21 protein-coding genes are annotated in these 21,106 nt (G+C 61.8%); 14 read left to right on the top strand and 7 right to left on the bottom strand.

Features of this window, described 5'->3' with window-relative positions; all coding sequences use genetic code 11:
- Positions 1 to 50: 50 nt before the first annotated feature.
- Positions 51 to 611 (bottom strand): hypothetical protein, encoded by a 561-nt coding sequence (locus tag IVB50_RS30140; protein ID WP_231191009.1) that lies wholly within the window; start codon positions 609 to 611, stop codon positions 51 to 53.
- Between IVB50_RS30140 and IVB50_RS30135 the strand changes: the two genes are divergently transcribed.
- Genes IVB50_RS30135 through IVB50_RS30125 form a run of 3 tightly spaced genes read left to right on the top strand, consistent with a single transcriptional unit; the run spans position 610 to position 4,722 of the window.
- A complete protein-coding gene (locus tag IVB50_RS30135; RefSeq protein WP_240543156.1) occupies positions 610 to 2,220 on the top strand; it encodes a hypothetical protein in 1,611 nt (536 codons plus the stop codon). The two genes, IVB50_RS30140 and IVB50_RS30135, sit on opposite strands and share 2 nt — an antisense overlap.
- Positions 2,221 to 2,277: 57 nt before the next feature.
- Positions 2,278 to 4,056: a caspase family protein gene (locus IVB50_RS30130; protein ID WP_039800154.1), complete on the top strand. Its 1,779-nt coding sequence runs from the start codon at positions 2,278 to 2,280 to the stop codon at positions 4,054 to 4,056.
- An 18-nt stretch (positions 4,057 to 4,074) separates the two neighbouring features.
- Positions 4,075 to 4,722, top strand: a complete 648-nt coding sequence (locus IVB50_RS30125) for a DUF4384 domain-containing protein (protein WP_026233409.1) — start codon at positions 4,075 to 4,077, stop codon at positions 4,720 to 4,722.
- An 18-nt stretch (positions 4,723 to 4,740) separates the two neighbouring features.
- On the opposite strand, the gene IVB50_RS30120 is transcribed toward IVB50_RS30125, so the two are convergent.
- Both IVB50_RS30120 and IVB50_RS30115 read right to left on the bottom strand, forming a co-directional pair.
- Entirely contained in the window at positions 4,741 to 5,727 is a 987-nt protein-coding gene (locus tag IVB50_RS30120; protein ID WP_026233408.1) for a hypothetical protein, read from the bottom strand.
- 157 nt (positions 5,728 to 5,884) lie between these two features.
- The gene (locus IVB50_RS30115; protein ID WP_026233407.1) at positions 5,885 to 7,729 is read right to left on the bottom strand and encodes a caspase family protein; all 1,845 of its coding nucleotides are present in this window, start codon (positions 7,727 to 7,729) and stop codon (positions 5,885 to 5,887) included.
- A 706-nt stretch (positions 7,730 to 8,435) separates the two neighbouring features.
- On the opposite strand from IVB50_RS30115, the gene IVB50_RS30110 reads away from it, so the two are divergent.
- Together IVB50_RS30110 and IVB50_RS30105 are read left to right on the top strand one after the other, a co-directional pair.
- The gene (locus IVB50_RS30110; RefSeq protein WP_026233406.1) at positions 8,436 to 8,996 is read left to right on the top strand and encodes a hypothetical protein; all 561 of its coding nucleotides are present in this window, start codon (positions 8,436 to 8,438) and stop codon (positions 8,994 to 8,996) included.
- A 644-nt stretch (positions 8,997 to 9,640) separates the two neighbouring features.
- Positions 9,641 to 10,600, top strand: a complete 960-nt coding sequence (locus IVB50_RS30105; protein WP_018457614.1) for an OmpA family protein — start codon at positions 9,641 to 9,643, stop codon at positions 10,598 to 10,600.
- Between the two features lie 301 nt (positions 10,601 to 10,901).
- On the opposite strand, the gene IVB50_RS30100 is transcribed toward IVB50_RS30105, so the two are convergent.
- Positions 10,902 to 11,108 (bottom strand): hypothetical protein, encoded by a 207-nt coding sequence (locus IVB50_RS30100; protein ID WP_018457613.1) that lies wholly within the window; start codon positions 11,106 to 11,108, stop codon positions 10,902 to 10,904.
- Between the two features lie 95 nt (positions 11,109 to 11,203).
- Positions 11,204 to 12,067, bottom strand: a complete 864-nt coding sequence (locus IVB50_RS30095; RefSeq protein WP_018457612.1) for a formate/nitrite transporter family protein — start codon at positions 12,065 to 12,067, stop codon at positions 11,204 to 11,206.
- Positions 12,068 to 12,260: 193 nt separating this feature from the next.
- Between IVB50_RS30095 and IVB50_RS30090 the strand changes: the two genes are divergently transcribed.
- The 4 genes from IVB50_RS30090 to IVB50_RS30075 are packed head-to-tail and all read left to right on the top strand — an operon-like array spanning position 12,261 to position 14,479.
- Positions 12,261 to 12,713 carry a DUF2231 domain-containing protein gene (locus tag IVB50_RS30090; RefSeq protein WP_018457611.1) on the top strand — a complete coding sequence of 151 codons (453 nt, stop codon included), beginning with the start codon at positions 12,261 to 12,263 and terminating at the stop codon, positions 12,711 to 12,713.
- Complete coding sequence (locus IVB50_RS30085; protein WP_085351260.1) at positions 12,710 to 14,044, top strand: sorbosone dehydrogenase family protein; 1,335 nt, start codon at positions 12,710 to 12,712, stop codon at positions 14,042 to 14,044. Before IVB50_RS30090 ends, IVB50_RS30085 begins: the two co-directional genes overlap by 4 nt.
- 22 nt (positions 14,045 to 14,066) lie before the next feature.
- Positions 14,067 to 14,270: a hypothetical protein gene (locus tag IVB50_RS30080; RefSeq protein ID WP_007611681.1), complete on the top strand. Its 204-nt coding sequence runs from the start codon at positions 14,067 to 14,069 to the stop codon at positions 14,268 to 14,270.
- Between the two features lie 38 nt (positions 14,271 to 14,308).
- Positions 14,309 to 14,479, top strand: a complete 171-nt coding sequence (locus tag IVB50_RS30075) for a hypothetical protein (RefSeq protein WP_166520788.1) — start codon at positions 14,309 to 14,311, stop codon at positions 14,477 to 14,479.
- A 54-nt stretch (positions 14,480 to 14,533) separates the two neighbouring features.
- Here IVB50_RS30075 and IVB50_RS30070 read toward each other — a convergent pair whose 3' ends face one another.
- Positions 14,534 to 14,917 carry a type II toxin-antitoxin system VapC family toxin gene (locus tag IVB50_RS30070; protein ID WP_018457608.1) on the bottom strand — a complete coding sequence of 128 codons (384 nt, stop codon included), beginning with the start codon at positions 14,915 to 14,917 and terminating at the stop codon, positions 14,534 to 14,536.
- Positions 14,914 to 15,171, bottom strand: a complete 258-nt coding sequence (locus IVB50_RS30065) for a type II toxin-antitoxin system prevent-host-death family antitoxin (protein WP_018457607.1) — start codon at positions 15,169 to 15,171, stop codon at positions 14,914 to 14,916. The genes IVB50_RS30070 and IVB50_RS30065 overlap by 4 nt, the downstream gene beginning before the upstream one ends.
- A gap of 348 nt (positions 15,172 to 15,519) precedes the next feature.
- On the opposite strand from IVB50_RS30065, the gene IVB50_RS30060 reads away from it, so the two are divergent.
- The 5 genes from IVB50_RS30060 (at position 15,520) to IVB50_RS30040 (ending at position 21,007) form a co-directional block, all read left to right on the top strand.
- Entirely contained in the window at positions 15,520 to 16,911 is a 1,392-nt protein-coding gene (locus tag IVB50_RS30060) for an MFS transporter (RefSeq protein ID WP_018457605.1), read from the top strand.
- A gap of 123 nt (positions 16,912 to 17,034) precedes the next feature.
- Positions 17,035 to 17,862 (top strand): 3-keto-5-aminohexanoate cleavage protein, encoded by an 828-nt coding sequence (locus IVB50_RS30055; protein WP_018457604.1) that lies wholly within the window; start codon positions 17,035 to 17,037, stop codon positions 17,860 to 17,862.
- A gap of 135 nt (positions 17,863 to 17,997) precedes the next feature.
- Positions 17,998 to 19,203, top strand: coding sequence for an MFS transporter (locus tag IVB50_RS30050; RefSeq protein WP_018457603.1), 1,206 nt, complete (start codon positions 17,998 to 18,000; stop codon positions 19,201 to 19,203).
- 169 nt (positions 19,204 to 19,372) lie between these two features.
- Complete coding sequence (locus IVB50_RS30045) at positions 19,373 to 20,602, top strand: CaiB/BaiF CoA-transferase family protein (protein ID WP_018457602.1); 1,230 nt, start codon at positions 19,373 to 19,375, stop codon at positions 20,600 to 20,602.
- A 189-nt stretch (positions 20,603 to 20,791) separates the two neighbouring features.
- Positions 20,792 to 21,007 (top strand): hypothetical protein, encoded by a 216-nt coding sequence (locus tag IVB50_RS30040; protein WP_018457601.1) that lies wholly within the window; start codon positions 20,792 to 20,794, stop codon positions 21,005 to 21,007.
- Positions 21,008 to 21,106 lie beyond the last annotated feature (99 nt).

The raw sequence follows: 21,106 nt of genomic DNA, 5'->3' as shown, positions 1-21,106 counted from the left end.
GCTAGTCTGTATGCGGCGTCGCAGCATTTGCCGGCTCCATCCGATGCGGGTCAATCGATCGGTTGATAAAGATCGCCCCATTCGGGCTTCCAGACCCCGTCTGGATCGCACACCACGAGCGCGAGCTTGACGTCGTTAGCCAGCCGGATCGCGCCGCGAAAAGCATCCTGAGCCGGCAATTGCGCGCTGACCTGGTCGGTGGTCAGCCGCCCTTGGCTCGCGGCGGCAGGCAGCACGATCGCTCCGGAGGCACCGTCACTGTCGCGTTTCAGGAGCAGCGTGACCGCGTCGGGCTGGACTTCGTTCACTTGCTCAAATCTATTCCGGGCCATGGTTTTCCTCGGCAAGCTGAAGAAATTTCGGACTATCACCGTCCAGTGATAGAATTGAACGCGATTGAGATTGCTCACCACTAATTGACGCGCGGCATCAACGGCATCTCGGATTAGTCGGTCCGACGCGGCGATCGGTTCGGGGTACATTGAGGCGAATATGCTTCGTCCAAAACATTGGATCTGGGTCTTCATCGTTAGCGCGGGCATTTTCGGAACCAAGGCGCACGCCGACGATACTGTCGTACGCAGCTTTACCGGCGGTTCGGCTGCTTCCATGGTCGGCATAGTCCCGGCCAGCGAGGACGTGGAACTCGCGGGACCGCAAGCACTCAGCGCCGACGGGCAGGGCAACCTGTTTTTGCTCGATCAGATCAACGGTCGCATCATCCAGTTTGACCCGAAACAGCCAAACTCCGATCCCGACGTCCTCAAGATGCCGAAAGACGTCCAGCCGACCGATCTCGTCGTCCATGACGACGACATAATGGTTTGGGACGGTGGCGTACGGACGCTGAAGGCGGCGCCGGGGCAATCCACGCGCGGACTCGGCGGTGACGTGATCCAGCTTGAGGAGGTCTCGAGCCGTGGAGCAGACGACCAGGTTGCCGTCTCCGCTTTCGCCCAGATGGGATCGCAGGCACCCGGCAGCGCGGCGGACCTGCTCGATCAGAACACCCGCGCGGCCATCATCAGGACGACCCGGCAGCCTGACCGGCAATACGTGGCTTCTCGAAGCAAGGGCTCGGTGATCGCCGACATCATTCCGGACAAGGGCAATGCCAGCGTCCGGGTCGAGATCCAGACCATGGTCACCAACGAAACCATCGGCCAACTCGGCCTGCGCGTGCGCAACCAGCTCGGCACGGTGGAGTTTCTCGAGATCGACAACAGCGACCGCTTCTACGTGCTGGCCGAGGACGTTCCGCCATCAGGAAAGAACGCCTCCACGTTCGTCGCACGCTATGCCGCGAACGGGCGTCTCGAGGGAATCTATGAGCTTCCTCTGGAAAATACGCCGCTGACCAGACGGTTCGTCACGGTGTCGGGCAGTGGCGATGTCTATTTCCTGCGAACCAAGCCGGACGGTATCGAAGTGATTGGCGTCGGGTTCCGACCTCTGACCAATGCCTCGATTATCGACGTGCGGCCGTCGCGAACGACGACGGCGCCGGCACCACAATCCGGCGTCAAATTTGACGCTTCGGCCGCCGTGAGGCCGTCCAATCGCCAGCAGGCGATCGAGACCGCGTTTGCGTTCGAGGGTATCCAGTGGAAGCTGACGCAGGCGAACTACGGCAACGATCCCGACAGCCAATGCAGCGGCTTCAGCCGTGTTCGTCGGCCGTGGTATCTGCAGGGAAAAGTGAACCAGGAGGTGCGCGGCGTACCGTATTGCTGGGGCTGCCACGGTTCGCTCGCGAACTTCCGGCAGCGGATCGAGAGCGGAACGCTGGCTGGCAATGTGTGCACCCGCAATGCGCCACGGCCCGATGTGGCGGGCGTCGACTGTTCGGCATTCGTCAGCGCCGCGTGGGGGCTCTCCGTCCACTATACGACTGCAGCTATCCCCGCGATCGCTGCGCCCGTGGCAAATCCTTGGGACCTGAGGCCCGGCGATGCGCTGAACAAGCCAGGCTCGCATGTGATGCTGTTCCTGCGGTTCACGCCTGATCGCAAGGCCGAGGTGATGGAATCCTCGACCGGTGGCTGCAACGGCCGCGTCTGTCGCAACGTCTATCCATTGGCGAGCTTGCTCGCGCGCGGCTATGTTCCGGTCCGCTTTCGAGCGTTCGCGGATGATCAGACGACGGTTTCAGCGGGCGCCTATCAGGAGCAGACTGAACAACCGCCGGCGGGCCGCAAAACGGCAGGCAAAAGGCGCTGAACCCAGTGTGTCGCCAGAGCTACAAAATGGGTAGGCATGATGTCGAGGTGGATCACGATGCGGATGCCCAGAGGACTTGACTGCGGGATCGGGCGGCTGTGCGCCACCATCGGGCTCGCCGCGTTGATCGGACTGACAATCCCGCGGGCGCATGCGGCAGGAGATTTGTCGCTCAGCAATCCAGATGGGGCGGCGGTGCGTGCGCTCGTGATCGGGATCGACGACTACCAGCACGTGCGCAAATTGAAGGGTGCGGTCGCTGACGCTACGGACATCGTGACCAGCCTTAAATCCATGGGGGTTGGCGACGTCGTCGAACTGACTAACGCGCAGGCCGACAGGGCAGGCGTCCTGCGCGAGATCAGTGCACTGGTGGAGCGGACCAAGAACAACGACCTCATCTTTCTGTCGATCGCCGGCCATGGCACCCAGGAGCCGGAGCGCGTCAAGGGCGCGGAGCCGGACGGGATGGAGAACGTGTTCCTGCTGCCAGGCTTTGAAACCACGCCAACCGGGTCCGTTGAGCGGGTTCTGGGCAGCGAGTTCAACCATTTCATACGGCAGTTCGAGCTGCGCGGAGCGAGGGTGATCTTCGTGGCTGACACCTGCCACGGTGGCGGTATGGTGCGCGACATCGATCCGCGTGCCGCTGAGATGAGCTTCCGGCAGGTCCCGCGCTACACGTTGCTGGTCGACGAACTGAAGCCGGTCTCGGACAGCAACGATCCGAAGTCTGAACTTGACCTTGACCACACGGCGTTTCTGGCCGCGGTGGACCGCTACACCAAAGCGCCGGAAGTCCGCATCCCTGGCATCGATGGCCTACGCGGGGCTCTCAGCTATGCGGTCGCGCGTGCGGTGGAAGGTAGCGCGGACATCAATCACGATGGGAAGGTGACGCTTAAGGAGCTTTTCAGCAACGTTCGGCAGGTGGTCTATCAGCTCTCGGACCAGCGCCAGAATATCGTGACTGTATCATCGCCAGCTCAGACGCCGGATACCGACGTCGCCTTCGGATTGACGCGCGGTGTCGTGCTGATTCAGGGGCCGGCCGCGAGAGCGGCCTCGGGTCAGGCCGGAGCCGGGGTGCCCGTCGATGGACAGGCGCCCGCACCGTCGGCTGTCACGGCCAAGGCTCCAACCATTCCGACCCTTGCGGGGGCGGCCAAGGAACTTCCGATCGCCGGCGCGCCGGGGCCTCTACGCCTCGTTGCACCAATCCGGCTGGCGGCGCTGGACGGCAAGACTAGCTATTTTGTAAGCGTGAAGCCAAAAGATGTTTCCGTGCAGGCTGTTCAACCGACGGACAATCCCGACCTGATATGGGATCCTGTGTCGCACGACGTGATCGCTTGGGGTGATGTGGTCGCCTACGGGATGGACGTTGCCAGCCTGCCGACGGTGATTGATAGGACTGCGGCAATTCGTGAACTCAAGCGCATTGCGACACGGTCGCCGCAGGTGATGCGTATTTGGCCAGACGATCGCCAACAACGTGCTGGCCAGACCATCGAAGTTGACCTATCTGATGTGGCATCAAGGGCGGTGCTGCTGTTCAATGTGTCCGGCGACGGCACCATCCAATTGTTGTATCCGGTGGGTGCTGATGCGGCGTTGGCCAGATCGGCGAGTTTGCGCCTACCGCTCAGGGTCGGCGAGCCGTTCGGTGCGGAACAGATCGTTGCGGTGACTTCGCAGCAACGCATGGTCGAGCTTGAGACAGCCCTAGTACAGTTCAACCGGCGTCGCGCCTCGGGGCAGGTGATCAAGAGTCTCGAGCGTTACTTGCCCGCGGACGCGCGAATCGCCTCGATCGGCTTCTTCAGTGCTCCCTGACTCTTAGGGGAGCACGCCATGCCGTCATCGCAGTCGATCCGCCGCAAGCGAGCATGGTTCGCATTCCTGCTGCTACAGGCGGGCAGCGGACCTGCGTCCGCAGCACCGTTGCCGACGGGGGCGTTGCATATCGGCACGACGTACGTACCTTGGCTTTGGCCCGCACAAGCGGTGCGCAGGCAGACCAATACCGCGAGTGTGTCCCTTCAGATCCTGCCGAGTCAGACCGTCAACGTCGGCGCCAAGGTCTCGTTCGGCGTCACCGCCAGGAGGCCTGGATATCTCATTCTGGTTGACGTCGACTCGGAAGGGCGGATGTCCCAGATCTTTCCGACCCCCGAGCTATTGGCGCAGTCGAACGAACGCGACATTAATCTCGTCAAGCCGGGTGTCGAATTTGTCGTCCCTGCTCCGGCGGCGCGGCAGCGTGGTTTTGAATATGTCGTCGCACCGCCGACGGGGTCCGCAGTGATGATCGCCATCCTGAGCGAGCTGCGCGTGCAATTGCTCGATTTGCCGGACATGCCTCGCAAGCTGGAAGGTCAGGCGGACGCGTTGAGCTATCTATCGGCCTGGACCAGTGAGCTGCGCGTGCCGGACAACAGCAGCGGAAAGCTTGTGACGAACAATTGGTCGTTCGACGTCAAATCCTATTCCATCAAGTGAGTCCTGTGAGGCTTGGGGCTATAGCTTGCTCAGTCGGCTGAAGAAGCCACCGCGGGCGATCATGTAATGAATGTCCTTTGGAAAGGGAAAAGCACTGCGAATGTTGGAAATCGCGTGCTGGAGGAATTCCCCGTCCAGCGGCGCAGGCTTATGCCGCGGTTGGTCCGCGACCTGCGGTATCATGAAGCGATCCACGAAAGCCGCGTCAAGATCGTTGACCCTGACCATCTGTCCAAATGCCGGGAACAGGTCGTAATGACCCAAGCTTACGTTGAGATTCTTGAGGGCAGGGCGCTGAGGCTGGGTTTGATTGCCATCGGCCGTCGCCAGCCCGCGCCCGATCAGGTCCAGCTTCACCGATTGCGGGAGAGTTGACGGACCATACACGATCTCGAGGGCGTGGCCGCTCTGCCCAGATAGCCACTGGTACCAAAAGGTCGCATCGTCGGGCCGCGCATTGGCACCGTAAAGGCAATCAAATCCCCAACAAGCCGTCAGCTTCCCCTGATACTTTCCGAGGCTCCCGACGAGATTGCGCATGCCGTTACCACCGCCGGAGTGGCATGCGATGATGAGCTTGCCGATCTGGAGCTGAGGAATGGACGTCGAGGAGATACCCAGGAACCTGGCCAGAGCTCCAAGGATCTCCTCGAGATAGCGTTCACCCCAGTTCGCGGTGGCCAGGTCGGACACGCTGTAGTTTCCGGCAAAGGTGTTGCCCACAGCATATTCGTAGCCCAGGAAGGGCGCGATGAGCACCACGTCCTTGCCGGAATCCCGGACCTGTTCGCGCAGCCGCGCTGGATCGTTGTGGAAAAGGAATTCATGGTTTTTGACGTAGAAGCCGTGAAGCCAGATCACGACATCGAACTTGGTGGCGGCTGTTGGGTGCTTTGGCGGAAGATAAACCGCCGTTGGTTTCATGCCGGGCGCCTGCCGCTTCGTGAAGAGCGTCACCCCAGGAAAGGCGTTGGCGTCCTTTTGCTCAAGCTCACACGCAACCACGCAGGTCGCTCCGATTCGGCCACATCAGGCTTGGGACTCTGACGTTAGCTCGGCCACTTGCCATGCTTGCGATCCTAAATCCACCGGGCCTGATGGCTCCGACGCGCCGTGACAACTCGGCGCCGTGCCAGCGCGCAGTTGTGTAGGAGCGGTGAGGCTAATGGCATACCTCGACATTGGCCTCGTTGCCTGGCCCGCCACCGCCGCGATATTCGAGATGGCAGCCGCGCTGGACCGGACGGCAGCTGCTGGCGTTGCATATGATCTGAGGACTGGCCGTCGCATGGCCCACCGCAGCGCCATAGCCGCCTGCGCTCGCCTGCGCCCGCTGACGCAATGGCCGATCCTGCCGCTGACTGTCATTGCTCTTGGCGGCATTGACGGGCCTGGCGCGCTGTTTCTCGCATTCATTGTCGTCGTTGAGGAACGAGCCCCTTGCACAGGAGATTCTGCTGCAGTGGTCGCCGTCAGCCTTGTAGCCATGATCACAGATCAGGGGACAGACCCGGGACGGCTTGAGCTTGATTGCGTCAAGTGCGTCGAGACTTGCGAGCTTGGCGTCAAATTTGGTTCCGGCGTGCTGGTTGAAGAGAGCCAAGGAGCGCTGGGAGGCCGCATTCCATCGGCCATCTACGCTACCGGTGAAGCAGCCGACGCGGTTCAATTCGCTTTGTACGGATTTGGTGATATCGGCTTTTGCGATATCGGTCTGGCGCGGCTCGGCGCTGAGTGCGGCAAGCTTTGGCGGCGTATTGTCGTCAGCCAGCGCAGCGACTGTAGGATTGTCCGCGAAGGCACTCCCAACAGCCGGCTTATTCCCGGAGAGAGCCGCAACGATTGTAGATTCGGACGCAATTCGTTTCCGTTCTGCCTCGGTGGCCTGCTCCTGCGCGGCCTGCTTCGCCTTCTCGGCGGCAATTCGGGCGTCTTCCGCAGCCTTCAGATCCGCGGCCGCCTTCTCTTGGTCGGCACGCTGGGCGCCCTGCGACATCAGCCGAGTTTTCTGCTGTTCCGCCTGCTGCGCCTTCGCTGTTGCCGCGACGCGTGCGTCCTCAGCATCGAGCTGATTAAGCTGCAGCTTGGCAAGATTCGCGTAGTATCCGTCCGGATGCTGGTTCAGGAACGCGTCCAGAGCGGGCTTGTTGCGTAGTTGCAAGGCCAATTCGTAATCACGACGAATTTCTGCCTGAGGGTTGGCTGCTTGCACCGGCTCATCAGCCTTGGCAGCGGGAACAAGTGCAACGTCTTCGCCGCCCAGCGAGCCGTAGACATAGGGCTCCTGTCGGTTGCCGGTGGCTTGCAAGACATCATCGCGGACGAAGCCGAAGGCCCTACGCAAGTCGAGCCCCGGCTTTGCGATGTACTTTACGAGAGCCGTCGCATACGGACTATTCTTGCTGTTGCCATCGAGGGCGGTTAGTCCGGCTTTCGCGGCAAACGCGATCAGCGTGTTGGAGACGGCGGGTTCGACCCTGGCCAGCCCGCGGCTGATTGATCGAGAGGCAACTGTACGCTTCATCGAATCGGCAAACGGATTGTTGCGGCACGCGTCGACGATCACCACGCGCAACTGTCTCGCAGGCTCGATTGCCAGCAGGACGCGGTCGAGTGAGAATGCTTCGTCATAAATATCAGTGTCACGTTCGAGTCTGGCGTCGGTCGGGATCAGATAGTTTGTCCCGTCGATCTCGATGCCGTGGCCAGCATAGTACACCAGGGCTATGTCCGCATTGCGCGCCTGATCGGCGAATTCTCTCAGGGCCCGCCGCATATCGGTCGCGGCGAGGTTGAGCCTTGAGTCAACCACATCGAAACCTGCGCCCTTCAAGGTTTCAGTGATGGCGGCAGCGTCGTTGGCCGGGTTTGGGAGCAGAGGGGCATTCTGATAGTTGGCATTGCCAACCACCAAAGCCACGCGCTTTGTCGCCCAGGCTGGCTGGGCTGCCAGTAACAGCGAAGCGGCAAGTAGAAGCAAAACTCGAAGGTGCCTGTATAACCTCATGGCGAACACCCAACCTATGCTCATCGAATGATAACGTCGCGAAGATGGCCGCGTAAGGCATGATTACTGAATTCACACGCCACTGGCCGCTGGCCTATCTCCGTACAGTACCAGTTTCGAGCCCGATCCATTCCTATGTGTTGTCTGGCACTGCGCTCGCGTTCAAACGGCACGGAAGAAATCGCGGGCCGGCGCTGTGTGCCGTTTCATGTGGATGATGGGCACCCGCCAGTATCGATGTCTCGCGCTGGCGAATTAAGCTTTTGAAATTATAGGATTATTGCACTTAAGGCGTGTTCGCGGCAGTGCAGCAGAGCCTCTGGCTTAGTTCAAACGAAGATTCCGCGGTCGGCAGATCGAGGGGACGTGAAGTCCAGGACGCCGGCTTGCGGGTCAATCTCTCGATTACAGCTTGCGCGGAGGTCAGGAGCCCGTCAGTTCGGCTTTCCATGTTCCCCGGTGCTCGATCTTCAGGTTCCTGCCGGACGCTCGCCCCGGAAACTGCTCCTTCGCAATGAGGGAACCAGTCTCCGAGTCGCGAAGGCGGGCCTTGGTCTACCAGTCGGTCGCGTCGGTGGCCGCTGCCGGAAGTCGTCAGTGCGCAAGTCGCCAGCCGACGTAATCAGAAAGCCCTGAATATAAGCCGCTCTATTTCGAACGATAGCGTACGGAGATACAATCGCAATTCCGAACTTTGGAGAAGTTGATGCCCATTCCGTTGAGGATTTACATCACGCCATTTGCCGATAGGGGGAGCGTTGAGCCCGGGCAATGGAGCAGCGAGACAGCCAAGAAGGCGCTCGACGTGGTCAATACGATCTGGTCAAAGGCCAAGATCGCGTTCGTGATCAGCGATTGCTTGATGGAGAAGCCGCTCGACATGGCAAAGAGCGCGCGCAGCAATGACCAGCGATTGCTGGGTGTTCTTGCCTCTCGGCACGATCCGGACAATGCCGTCCACATCTACCTCGTCAATTCGATTGAAAATCTAGCCGCCGGTGGAAGCTCATACCCCAATAGCCAACCGGAGCCGGCAAGCTTCGTCCAATGGTATGGCAATGACCACGCCAATGGACGCGCCTGGGCTCACGAGCTCGGCCATCTAATGAGCCTCGATCACGTCGAGATCGACTATTCCAATGAGAAGCAGGCGGCGCGGCGTGTCAAGAACCTCATGACGATAGGATTGAGCGTCGGTTCTGACCTGACGGGCCAGCAGATTGATGCAGCCAAGGGTTCAAAGCTGGTCAAGCGATTTGGTGGATAAGTCCGTGGCCGGCCGCAGAATTTGTCAGCTCCGTCGTTCTGCACGTTGCGCGCCTTCGTTCCTATTCGCGAGATCCTCGTCGCTCCAATCCAGGCGTTCGGCGCAAGAGTCCATGATTGCGATCACGCTGGTAACCACTTCTCCCGCTTTGGGAAAAGCCATCCGCAATTAATATGCAAATGACCCCAACGATGAGATCACCAACGACCATGTCAAGTGCTTCCGGGATATTGCAGCTGCGCTAGACGACGCTTACCGTTTCGCTCTATTTTTGATGGGCGATCAGGCAGACGCAGAACAAGCCGGCAAACGTACTATCCAGATGCACTGCCGATTTAACGTGGTTGGGTAGCGGCCCTCCAAGTCTAGGGCGATCGCGCAAAGTCGTCGTGCTGTACGAATTCCAGGGCCCGTCCTATCGCGACTCTCTTATATCGTAGCTGCTCCGATCGCGACAGTGATGTCGCGTATTGCACAAGCGCATACTCCTTCGGTGCCAGATCGAAATGGGAGCAAGGTCACAACCTTCGTTGCAGCTGTCGATTTGAACTTCTCTTTTCCTGCCTGCACTAAAACAAGGTGGTCCTGCGGCCGTCCGGACGATCACCGACGAGTTCCTATTTGTCGATTGCAGGTCGAAGAGAATGTTCCACAAAACCGGTCCGGGCAAGGTTGACGTCGATCTGGATTTTTCGGGAGTGGGGGTTTTGCACGCGCGGCTTTGGAATTTCGATTTCGATGACTTTGCCGGCTACCAGTTTCGGGGCTTGAAGACAGAGCACTTCGAATTTCTGAAGAACAAGGTGGTTCCCCTGGTGGAGCACGACGCTGGTCAGATCTGGATGACGGGATCCGCGAGCCGGATCGGTACGGCTGATTGGAATATGACGACATCAGCCAACCGCGTCATTACGGTCGCGCGGTCTCTGTCAGAGATGGGCATCCGCCCGGAGCAAATGCAGACGCACGCCATCGGCAATACGCAGACGGCAAATCACAGGCTGGACGAAGACAACGATAGATCAGTGGTCCTTTGGGTTCTGCCTAAGGTCTATTTCGAACCGATCATAAAGCCAGACTTGCCGCGACCCGTTCCGCCGAAGCCAAAGGTCAGTCGAAATTTCAAGATAGCCATGCTGCTTGAGGTCGACGGTTCGATCTCGTTTGCAGCGAGAGCGGCCATCAAGCGCATCGTCAAGGGCAGGGCCGGAGCCGGGATTGCGTTTGCCAGCGCGTTGTTCTCCATATGGGACACGGAAAACAATTTGAAGTGCACCTACGTCTATGCGGCGGTCGGCCTAGGCTTCGGCTTGACCCTTCCGAAGACCGGCGGCAGATCGGGTACTCTGCATGGCCCCTGGAATTCGTTTACGACCGAAAAGCCCATCTCCTGTTCGCAGTTCGGCAAGTCAATGCGCTTTACGACTATCGGGATAGGGGACTTAAGCAAGAACTGGATCTTGCTCGAAACGCCCAGAGGAGTGAAGGACGTCTACTTGAGCATCAGCACGGGCACGACCATCGGCGGCGGCGCGTCGACCTACCCAGCCCATTTGAGCGCTTTCGTCCCGCTAGAGCGACCGAAGCCGTTTGGCGGGCCTTGAGTGAATCGGCTCATCATAACCTTTAGCCGGCGTCGGCGAGGGGAGCTCCGGGTTGACCCGCCGTAGTGATCTCAATGGGTCAAAAAACGCCGAAAATGTCAGAATAGCCTTTGAAGACACTACAGTATTTCGAGACTTCCAAGCTGAATACGAGGGTTCGATTCCCTTCACCCGCTCCATCCCAACAATTGATGCATCTTGATTGACCGACTTTGACCGTCAAGTCGGTCCCGGTGACGGCTGGAGCTTGGAGCGGGCGGCCTTGCGATAACCGGGTGCGTTTCGGGTCGGCAGAGCGGCTCTATTCCTGTTTGCTGTCCTTCTCCTCCCGCTGCTTCCGGGCACGATCGACTGCGCCGCCCTGGGGCTGCCCGCTGACCTTCACGCCGGGGAGATGATCGACCTTGTTGTTGGCGGTATCTTCGGCACGCTGCAATTCACGATCGATGATGTCGCGTGATCCTTCGGCCGGGTCCTTGTCGAATGGGCTCTTGGTATCGGTGCTCATGATTGATCCTGCTCGTCGGCGCGCGTTGATTTGCCGAGGCAAGCTCGGCTCGGGCCCATCGTTCCTGTCGAGGCGGCAGCTTTTGTGCAGGCTCTTTACTCCCTGTGGTCGTCGATTTCGGGGGCGACCTGTCCGTAGTTCAGCAGGGCCACGAGGGTCGTTCCGCCCAGAATATTGCCGAGGAGTGTCGGTACGAAGAAGTCCGAGGCATATTGCGAGAGCGACGCCAGGCCGCTCTGCACCAGGAAGGCGCACTCGACCGAGCCCGCGATGATGTGCGCGAACTGGCCGAGCGCGACCACATAGGTCATCACGACGACGAGGTGCGGGCGCGATCCCTTCACGGCAGGCAGTAGCCACGCCATCAAGGCGATCAGCCAGCCGGCAAAGATCGCCCGGACAAGGGTCGTCGCGAACGTACCCTCGATGGTGTGGCGGCTGAGATCGACGAAGGCGCCCACGATGCGGGGTTCGAAGATGCTGGTGTGCGCGAGCACGGATCCAACGGCCCAGGTTCCTGCGATGTTGGAGGCGAGGACCAGGCCCCAAAGCTTGATCACGCTCCCAAGCGTGCCGAGATCCCTGTTGTGCAACAGCGGCAGCATCGGCGTCAGGGTGTTCTCGGTGAAGAGCTGCTGCCGTCCCAGCACCACGACCAGGAAACCGACCGTGTAGCCGAGCGGAGCCACCAGCCGTCGGGTGGCCTCATCGGAAATCAGCGCGTGAAACTCGCCCTGGACAATCAGGGACAATCCCATCGAAAGGCCGGCGGCGAGGCCGGACAGCACGATGGCCCACCATCGCCGTTCCAGTTCCTGCTCACCCTCGGCGCGGATTGTCTCATGGATCAGCGCTGCGCTAGGCCGGCTCTGGGATTCGATCTGTTTCGTCTGGCGCCGCGAGACGCCGTCGAGCTTTGAGGCTGGATTGAAGGAGGCGCCGTCGCCAGGCTGGTCCACTCCGCGGTCTCCTGAAGGGCAGGTTCATCTCAATGCCGGGATCAAGGCTCGGAGCGGCAAGGGGTTCCTGGTAAGTGCTCGCACGCCGCAGCATTGTTGAGGCACAGCGGCGCCGTGGTCGACCATCAGGAACCTTCGTGGAAAGCGGGTGTTTTCTACCGGGGCGGGGTGGCGATCTGACGAGAGGCCAACCGTGCAAGACAATTTGCGTGTGCGCTCGACCGCGCAGATCGCGGGCCATCCGATTCATCCGATGCTGGTGCCGATACCGATCGCTTGTTTCATCGGAGCGCTGTTGACCGATATTACCTATGTCGTCAGTGCCGAGATCATGTGGGCGGATTTTTCCGCCTGGCTTCTGGTCGTCGGCGTCATCTTCGGCGTACTGGCGGCGATCGCGGGCCTGACCGATTTTCTCGGCAACCGTCTGGTGCGGGCGCAACCGCCGGCCTGGCCGCATCTGATCGGCAACGCGGTGGCGTTGGTCCTGGCGATCGTCAATGCGTTGATCCATACGCGCGATGCCTGGACCTCGGTGTGGCCGACCGGGCTCATTCTTTCAGCCATCACCGTATTGATCCTGCCGGTCACCGGCTGGCTCGGCTGGGCCATGGTGTATCGCCACGGTGTAGGAGTTGCGCGATGAACTCCGCAATCGTTCGGGTGCTGTTGTGTGCCTCGCTGCTGTGTCTCGCCGGCTGCAATGACGGCAGTGGCGATCCGAAGGCGCAAACCGGCGCCAACCCGACGCTGCCCGACATCCAGCAATACCTGCTGCCGCCGATGCACATCGCCCGTATCGTCGGCTGGAAAAAGGACGAGACCCCGGCCGTCGCGCAGGGCTTGCAGGCCAAGGCCTTCGCGACCGGCTTGCAGCACCCCCGATTCCTCTACGTGCTGCCCAACGGCGACGTGCTGGTGGTGGAATCCAAGGCGCCGAAGGGCGCTCCGATCAAGCGGCCCAAGGAAATCGTGATGGGATACATCGAGTCCTGGGCGACATCAGGCGGCGACACCGGCGCGAGCAACCGCATCACGCTGCTGCGCGACAGCAACGGCGACGGCGTGCCGGACGTGCAGAGCGTCTTCCTCGACCATCTCAACTCGCCGTTCGGCGTCGCGCTGGTCGGCAACGATCTCTATGTCGCCAACACCGATGCGATCGTCAGATATCCCTACACGGAGGGTGATACGAAGATCACCGCGCCGGGCACGGTGCTGACGCCGCTGCCGGGCGGACCGATCGATCATCACTGGACCAAGAGCCTGGTCGCGAGCCCCGACGGTTCAAAGCTTTATGCCGGCGTCGGCTCCAACAGCAACATCACCGAGAACGGCATGGAGGCCGAGCACAATCGCGCCGCGATCCTCGAGATCGACCGTGCCAGCGGCCGCTGGCGCATCTTCGCGAGCGGCTTGCGCAATCCGAACGGCCTCAGCTTCGAGCCGCAGACCGGGACGCTGTGGACGGTGGTGAACGAGCGCGACGAACTCGGTCCCGATCTCGTGCCGGACTACATGACGTCGGTGAGGGACGGCGGCTTCTATGGCTGGCCCTACAGCTATTACGGCCAGCACGTCGATCCTCGCGTCAAGCCGGAGCGTCCTGATCTCGTCGCCAAGGCGATCGTGCCTGACTATGCGCTGAGCTCGCATGTCGCGCCGCTCGGCATGGCCTTCAACACGAGCGCGAGTTTGCCGGCGGCCTATCGCGGCGGCGCCTTCGTCGGCGAGCACGGCAGTTGGAACAGGCAGGTCTTGAACGGCTACAGGGTGGTGTTCGTGCCGTTCACGGATGGCAGGCCGAGCGGCCCGCCGCAGGACGTCGTCACCGGCTTCCTCAACAGCGACAACCAGGCGCGCGGGCGGCCCGTCGGCGTCGCCATCGACAAGACCGGCGCGCTGCTGGTCGCCGATGACAGCGGCAACACGGTGTGGCGGGTGACGGCGGCGCACCCGCAGCTCACGCAGCGATAGATAGATCTCGAGGAGTTACACCATGGGCCTTGCTCAATACACGATCGTGCCGGTGCAGGACGAATGGGGCGTGCTGCATGACGGCGACGTCAAGAACAGATACTCCACCAAGGAAGCGGCCTTCGAATCGGCGGTGGCTGCCGCCTCGCTGGCGCTTCGCGAGGGACACGAAGTCCATGTCAGCGTGCCCGGCCGCGAAGCCGGCGAGAACGCGCTGGGAATTTGATGGGACACTCCGAGCAGAACACACTTCAGGAGGCTGCGATGACCAAGCCCCGTGAACCGAACGGCATTGAACCCTCCCGCTCTGAAGACGACATTCAGCGAGACCAGCTCGGGCCGCGCGGCGTGCCGGGTGCGCCGGATCCGGCCAAGATGACACCCCAACGCGACAAGAAAACGCCGAAGCACGTCGATCCCGGTCACACGGCCTGACGGCTGCCCCGCGGCTTTTCTGTTCGGCCGGTAAGTCGGCGCCCGGCCGTCGACTTACGCCGCCGCAACGATATCCGTCTTGGCAAAGTCGTCGCCGACATAAAGAAGTGCGCAGCCATGCTCCTTGGCGACATCGTAGGCGAAGCAGTCACCAAAGTTGAGACCGGCAGGACGAATGCCTTTGCCCCAACGCGAGTAGATTTGCGCCACGCGTTCGGCCGAAGCTTGGGTCACCGAGATCACGTTCAAACCGAGATCGTTAATCAGCTTGTTCATCTCTTCGTCGACGCCCCGCCGTGCCGCGACGATCAGGCTTTCTGCAACGGAGGCCGCCGAGATCAGGATGTCGTCGGCGGTGTCCAGCGCGGTGATGCAAGCATCGGCTTGCGGTTCGTCGAGCACGATCGCCATCAGTGCGGAGGTATCGACTGCGATCATTCCGGCAGTCCGTCATCGCCGAAAAGAAAGTCCTGACTGCGCGCGGCGCTCGGTCCGGGAATAGCTTTGGCCCCGCCGGTCCTTCGCGCCGCCTCAAGCGCGGTCCGGCGGGTGGCGCGGTCCGGCGAAAGCTTGACCGGGACGAGCCGTACCGCGGGATGCCCATGTCGCGTCAGGATCACCTCGTCGCCGGCCTCTGCGCGGCGGACAAGATCGGTCAATTGTCCTTTTGCGTCGGTAACGGAGACCCGCATCTCATTGTCCTTCCTCAGTTTCCATAAAATGGACCATGCAATGGTCCAATGTCAACCACCTCCCACCCCACCATCGCCGGACGCGATCTCGCGGTTGATCTCGGCATGAGCCTGCCGGCGGTGTTCGCCGGAACGTGGGCTCTCCGTACAAAATAACATCATGTTAGGTTTGTCGAATAACTGGGTAATTGTGTTAGCCCGGCGAAAGCTTATCGTCGCCACCAAGCAGACACCCATCGGCAATGACAAGCGCTCGCGAAACTCCGCAGAGCGGCCGGAGAGTGCTGCCCAATTTTGAGCGAAGCCCGTCAACGGGACGTCAGCAAAACCCAAGGGAGGAATCTTGAGATGACCGCGATCCATCAGATGAGTCAGTCCAGGAAAGCCGCTGCCAGCGGCTGGATCGGGTCGGCTCTCGAATATTATGACTTCTTCATCTACGCGACCGCCGCGTCACTGATTTTCCCGCAAATCTTCTTCCCGTCGGAGAATCCCACCGTCGCGATCGTCGCCTCGTTGGCGACCTATGGCGTCGGATATGTGGCCCGGCCGATTGGCGCGTTCGTCCTCGGGCACTGGGGCGACACCCATGGCCGCAAGACGGTTCTCATCATCTGCATGTTCCTGATGGGCATCTCGACGATGGCCGTGGGTATCCTGCCGACCTACCAGCAGGTTGGCATCCTGGCGCCAATTCTGCTCGTCATTCTGCGCCTCGTGCAGGGATTTGCCGTTGCCGGCGAAATCTCAGGCGCAAGCTCGATGATCCTGGAGCACGCGCCGTTCGGCCGGCGGGGCTTCTATGCCAGCTTCGCCCTTCAGGGGGTGCAGGCCGGACAGATCCTCGCCGCAGCAATCTTCCTGCCGTTGGCGGCCTATATGCCGACCGAGGCCTTCAACAGCTGGGGCTGGCGGATTCCCTTCCTGCTCAGCTTCTTCGTCATCGTCGCGGGCTACATCATTCGTCGCGAAGTCGACGAGACCCCTGCTTTTGCCCGCGAGGGCGAGCGGGGAGAAACGCCGCGCGCGCCCATCGTCCAGGCCATCAAGCTGAGTTGGCGCGACATGCTCAGGGTCATCTGCATGGCGCTGATGAATGTCATTCCTGTCGTTGCGACCATCTTCGGCGCGGCCTATGCGGTGCAGCCGGCCTACGGGATCGGTTTTGCCAAGGACGTCTATCTCTGGATCCCCGTGCTCGGAAACATGCTGGCCGTGTTCGTCATTCCCTTCGTCGGCAATCTCTCCGACAAGGTCGGCCGCAAGCCCCCGATCATCGTCGGCGCGCTTCTCTCCGGCTTGCTCGCCTTTTGCTATCTCTATGCCATCAGCATCAGGAATGTGCCGCTGGCAATATTGGTGTCGCTCTTGATGTGGGGCGTAGTCTATCAGGGCTACAACGCGATCTTCCCGAGCTTTTACCCGGAGCTGTTTCCGACCCGCACCCGCGTCTCGGCGATGGCGATATCGCAGAACATCGGAACCACCATCACCGCATTGCTGCCCGCCCTGTTTGCGACCGTCGCGCCTCCCGGCTCGACCAACATTCCGTTGACGGTGGGGGCGATTGCCTTCGCTATCACGGTCATCGCCGCGCTGGCCGCCCTGACCGCGCGGGAAACCTATCGGATCAGGATCGACGATCTCGGCAATCCCAATGCCGTTCCAATGCTGCGGGCAGATTATGACCGTCAGCGCGCCGGCGATGCGGTGAGCGGGGCTGCCACGGTTCGGACCTGACGGGTATGGTAGAGGCAACTGCCGCCGCGATCGATGATGTTCGCGGCGGCAGGGCCTCACTGCATAGTCAGGCCGCCGATTCGAATTTGGTGCGCGCGAGCGCAATCAATATGAGGTTGCAAGATGAACCCCGTCGTCATTGCCGTCGCAATCACCGGCTCCGTTCCGCGCAAGAAGGACAATCCCGCGGTCCCGATTCTGCCGTCCGAGCAGATCGAGTCGACGCACCAGGCCTTTGAAGCCGGTGCCACGCTCGCCCATATCCATGTTCGCAACGATGACGAGACGCCGTCCTCCGATCCCGAGCGTTTCGCCCTGGTGCAGGCGGGGATCAAGAAGCACTGTCCTGACATGATCGTTCAGTTCTCGACCGGAGGGCGGGGCCGCGATCCCTCGGCGCGCGGATCGTCGCTCTACCTGAAGCCGGACATGGCCTCGCTCTCCACCGGTTCTGTGAACTTTCCGACCATCGTCTACGAGAACAGCGCCGCGCTGGTCGAGACCCTCGCCACCGGGATGAAGGCGAATGGCATCCAGCCGGAAATCGAGATCTTCGATTTGTCGCATCTGCATGGCGCCCGCCGCCTGATCGAGGCGGGGCTGATCGACCAGCGTCCGCACGTGCAGTTCGTCATGGGCGTCAAGAACGCCATGCCCGCGGACGAGCATGTCCTCGACATCTTGCTGGGAGAGCTCAGGCGGCTGATCCCGAAGGCGACATGGACGGCAGCGGGGATCGGACGCCACCAGGCCGAGGTCATGGGCTGGGCGCTCGCGCGGGGCGCCGATGCGGTCCGCACCGGCCTCGAGGACAATATCAGGATCGACAAGGCGCGCCTCGCGGCCAGCAACGCCGAACTCGTGGCCATCGCCGGTGAGGCTGTCGCGCGTCACGGCCGGCGCGTGGCGACTGCGGCCGAGGCGCGATCCCTGCTCGGGCTCGCGGGGTAGGGCGCTCCTGCCGCCACCTGACATGCTCCCGGCCGCCTGCTGCCATTCGACGGCCGGCGTTTCCCTGCGCTAAGTCCGGGGGTAAGACAGGTGTCACAGGCGTGATCGGCGCCTGCCGGGCAGGCGACGATTGGAATGCGGTTCTTGAAATCTGACAGCAGGCTCATCGGGGTCCTGCTGGTGCTTGCGGTCTCCCAGCTTGTCGGGTGGGGTACGATAGGTCTTCCCGCCATCGTCGGACGCGATCTCGCGGCCGATCTCGGCATGAGCCTGCCGGCGGTGTTCGCCGGGACGTCCATCCTCTATGTGTCGATGGGGCTATGCGCGCCCTGGCTCGCCAAATCGTTTGCGCGGCACGGCGCACGAAAGGTCATGATCTCAGGCACGGTCCTCACCGTGCCGGGCTTCATCCTGCTGTCCCTCGCGCGCGAGCCGATGCTGTATTTCGCGGCCTGGATCGTCCTTGGCATCGCCGGCAGCGCCACGCTTTCGACCGGCGCCTATATCATGCTGAACGAGGTCGCCGGGCGGCAGGCCAAGAATGCCATCGGCGCGCTGATGCTGGTGACGGGCCTGTCGAGCAGCATCTTCTGGCCGACGACGTCGTTCCTCAGCGGTTTGCTCGGCTGGCGCGGGACGTGCCTCGTCTATGCAGCCATGATGGTCGTCATCAACCTTCCGCTCTATGCATTCTTTGCACCGCGCCGGAAAATCGTCGGTGATCGTGGCGGCGAGCCGGTGAAATCTTCGCCGCCGCCTGCGATTCCCAGGAGCACCTTCAGCCTCGTCGTTGCCGCGATCACGCTGAATGCCTTCGTCAATTTTGGCATCGGCGCCATCATGATCGAGTTGCTCCGGGCGGAGGGGCTTCCCCCGGCGCAGGCGCTTGCGTTTGGCTCGATGCTGGGCGTGATCCAGGTCAGCGCCCGCGGACTCGATTTTCTCGGCGGAGGGCGGTGGGATGGAATCACGACCGGGCTCGTCGCCGGCACGGCGCTGCCGATCGCCATGCTGCTGCTGATGACGAGCGAGGGCGCGACCTGGGCGGTTGCGGCCTTCATCCTGCTCTACGGCGCCGGCAGCGGCGCGATGGCGGTGGCGCGGGCAACGATCCCGCTCGTGTTCTACGATCAGACCGAGTTCGCCAAGGCGATGTCGATGATCGCGTTGCCGCTCAATCTCGCCTCCGCGGTCTCGCCGCCGCTCCTTGTCGGCCTGCTCACCCAGTTCGGCAGCCGCGGCGCGCTCGGTCTCACCTTCGTCTGCTCCTGCGCCACGGTGCTGATCCTGGTCCTGCTCGGCCGCCGCCGGCCGCAGGTGGCTGCAGCGGCTGCAACCTGAGAATATTCGCCATGCGGAAATTCACCGCGCGGTGACCTGCGCCGGGCGGGCTGGGGGATGGCCGTATGCCCACAGTGCAGTGCTCGGACCGCCAAAATAGTGTATCCGCAGGGAGCGCGTCCCGCGATCTCGCCGCCGCGCCAAGATCCAGTTCCCGGAGGAATTCGACATGTCGGCCCTGCCGCTCTCAGGCATCAAGATCCTTGACCTCACCCGCGTGCTTGCCGGGCCCCTGTCGGCCCAGATGCTGGGCGATTTGGGCGCGGAGGTGATCAAGATCGAGCGGCCGGGCACCGGTGACGACGCGCGCGCCTTCGGCCCGCCTTATCTGACCGACCCCGACGGCAAAGCCAACAACAACAATTCATTCTACCTCTGCGCCAACCGCAACAAGAAGTCGGTCACGGTCAACATCGCCAAGCCCGAGGGGCAGGCGATTATCCGCGAGCTCGCCAAGGATGTCGACGTCTTCATGGAGAACTACAAGGTCGGCGATCTCAAGCGCTACGGCCTCGACTACGAGACCATCAAGGCGATCAATCCCGGCATTATCTACTGCTCGGTGACCGGCTTCGGCCAGACCGGCCCCTATGCGCCGCGCGCCGGCTACGACGCCATCCTGCAGGCGATGGGCGGCCTGATGAGCGTCACCGGCCATATCGACGGCGAGCCCGGCGAGGGCCCGATGAAGGTCGGCCCGTCGATCGTCGACTACATGACCGGCATGAACACCTCGATCGGGATTCTCTCGGCGCTCTATCATCGCGACGCCAATGATGGCGTGGGGCAGCATATCGACGTCTGCCTGTTCGACACCGTCATCGCGTCGTTGTCGCACTGGCTGCAGATCTACCTCGTCAACGGCAAGACGCCGCCGCGCCGCGGCACCTGGGGCAATGGCGGCATGCCGGCCGGCGTGTTCCGCTGCACCGACGGCGAGCTGATGCTGGTGGTCGGCAATGACGGCCAGTTCCAGCGCACCTGCGCCGTGCTCGGCGCGCCCGAACTCGCGAGCGACAAGCGTTTCGTCAGGAACAACGACCGCGTCGTGCATGGCAAGGAGATCATGGCGATCTTCGCCGGCCTGTTCCTGAAGCAGCCGGTGGCCTATTGGCTGGACAGACTGGAGGAGGCCGGCGTGCCCTCCGGCCCGATCAACAATTTCGAGCAGGTGTTTTCCGATCCGCACGTCCAGTCGCGCGGCATGCGGGTGAAGGTCGATCATCCCTTCCAGCCCGATCTCTCGCTGATCCGCAACGCGCTGACGCTCTCGGAAACCCCGATCAAGGATTACCGCGCCCCGCCGCTGCTCGGTGAGCACACCCAGGAGGTGCTCGCCGGCAAGCTCGGCTACGATGCCGGCAAGATCGAGACGCTGAAGCAGCAGGGGATTATCTAGCTTCGGCGAAGCGGCGCGCGCGGTTTGGCCTGATCGCCATTGGATAAAAAGGGACGTCAACATGACGCTCCTGCGGCCTTGCGCGAACCTTGCGGGCAATCCCCAGATAATTCCGGTCCGTACTCACACAGGCTTCCGCTCCGCGCGCGACTCAGATTCGATCGGTCCACTCAGTCCGGGAGGGAACGCATGTCCTACACGATCGGGTTTCAGGCCAAGAACCAGAAGGCAATTCTGGCGACCGAGGCGGCAACGGCCAACCAGGCCGTCGCGATCATTGCCGCGTTGCGGCAAAGCGCCGACGAAATAAAGTTCATCCGCTCGCCGCAGGAAGGCGACATGGGCATCGAGATGCTGCTGCTGCTCGCCAAGGAAGAGGCCGAGGAGATGCCGCAGCACGCCTAGCATTACAGTTGCTTTTTTGATTTGAAGTGGGCGCGTTGAGCGGCAGCCTGGTGAGCTCTGCGCCAGAAGGACCATGCGATGATGTGTGCGGGTTGAATC

Origin of the sequence: Bradyrhizobium sp. 87 (assembly GCF_023073015.1) — a bacterium.
Lineage (GTDB): Bacteria > Pseudomonadota > Alphaproteobacteria > Rhizobiales > Xanthobacteraceae > Bradyrhizobium > Bradyrhizobium canariense_D.
Note: the sequence above shows the minus strand (reverse complement) of the source record. Positions and strands in the feature narration are given on the sequence as shown.

Coding starts and splice junctions, on each gene's coding strand:
- IVB50_RS30135 (WP_240543156.1), top strand. CDS start 610: ATGGTCGGCATAGTCCCGGCCAGCGAGGACGTGGAACTCGCGGGACCG.
- IVB50_RS30140 (WP_231191009.1), bottom strand. CDS start 611: ATGGAAGCAGCCGAACCGCCGGTAAAGCTGCGTACGACAGTATCGTCG.
- IVB50_RS30130 (WP_039800154.1), top strand. CDS start 2,278: ATGCGGATGCCCAGAGGACTTGACTGCGGGATCGGGCGGCTGTGCGCC.
- IVB50_RS30125 (WP_026233409.1), top strand. CDS start 4,075: ATGCCGTCATCGCAGTCGATCCGCCGCAAGCGAGCATGGTTCGCATTC.
- IVB50_RS30115 (WP_026233407.1), bottom strand. CDS start 7,729: ATGAGGTTATACAGGCACCTTCGAGTTTTGCTTCTACTTGCCGCTTCG.
- IVB50_RS30110 (WP_026233406.1), top strand. CDS start 8,436: ATGCCCATTCCGTTGAGGATTTACATCACGCCATTTGCCGATAGGGGG.
- IVB50_RS30105 (WP_018457614.1), top strand. CDS start 9,641: ATGTTCCACAAAACCGGTCCGGGCAAGGTTGACGTCGATCTGGATTTT.
- IVB50_RS30100 (WP_018457613.1), bottom strand. CDS start 11,108: ATGAGCACCGATACCAAGAGCCCATTCGACAAGGACCCGGCCGAAGGA.
- IVB50_RS30085 (WP_085351260.1), top strand. CDS start 12,710: ATGAACTCCGCAATCGTTCGGGTGCTGTTGTGTGCCTCGCTGCTGTGT.
- IVB50_RS30080 (WP_007611681.1), top strand. CDS start 14,067: ATGGGCCTTGCTCAATACACGATCGTGCCGGTGCAGGACGAATGGGGC.
- IVB50_RS30075 (WP_166520788.1), top strand. CDS start 14,309: ATGACCAAGCCCCGTGAACCGAACGGCATTGAACCCTCCCGCTCTGAA.
- IVB50_RS30070 (WP_018457608.1), bottom strand. CDS start 14,917: ATGATCGCAGTCGATACCTCCGCACTGATGGCGATCGTGCTCGACGAA.
- IVB50_RS30065 (WP_018457607.1), bottom strand. CDS start 15,171: ATGCGGGTCTCCGTTACCGACGCAAAAGGACAATTGACCGATCTTGTC.
- IVB50_RS30060 (WP_018457605.1), top strand. CDS start 15,520: ATGACCGCGATCCATCAGATGAGTCAGTCCAGGAAAGCCGCTGCCAGC.
- IVB50_RS30055 (WP_018457604.1), top strand. CDS start 17,035: ATGAACCCCGTCGTCATTGCCGTCGCAATCACCGGCTCCGTTCCGCGC.
- IVB50_RS30050 (WP_018457603.1), top strand. CDS start 17,998: ATGCGGTTCTTGAAATCTGACAGCAGGCTCATCGGGGTCCTGCTGGTG.
- IVB50_RS30045 (WP_018457602.1), top strand. CDS start 19,373: ATGTCGGCCCTGCCGCTCTCAGGCATCAAGATCCTTGACCTCACCCGC.
- IVB50_RS30040 (WP_018457601.1), top strand. CDS start 20,792: ATGTCCTACACGATCGGGTTTCAGGCCAAGAACCAGAAGGCAATTCTG.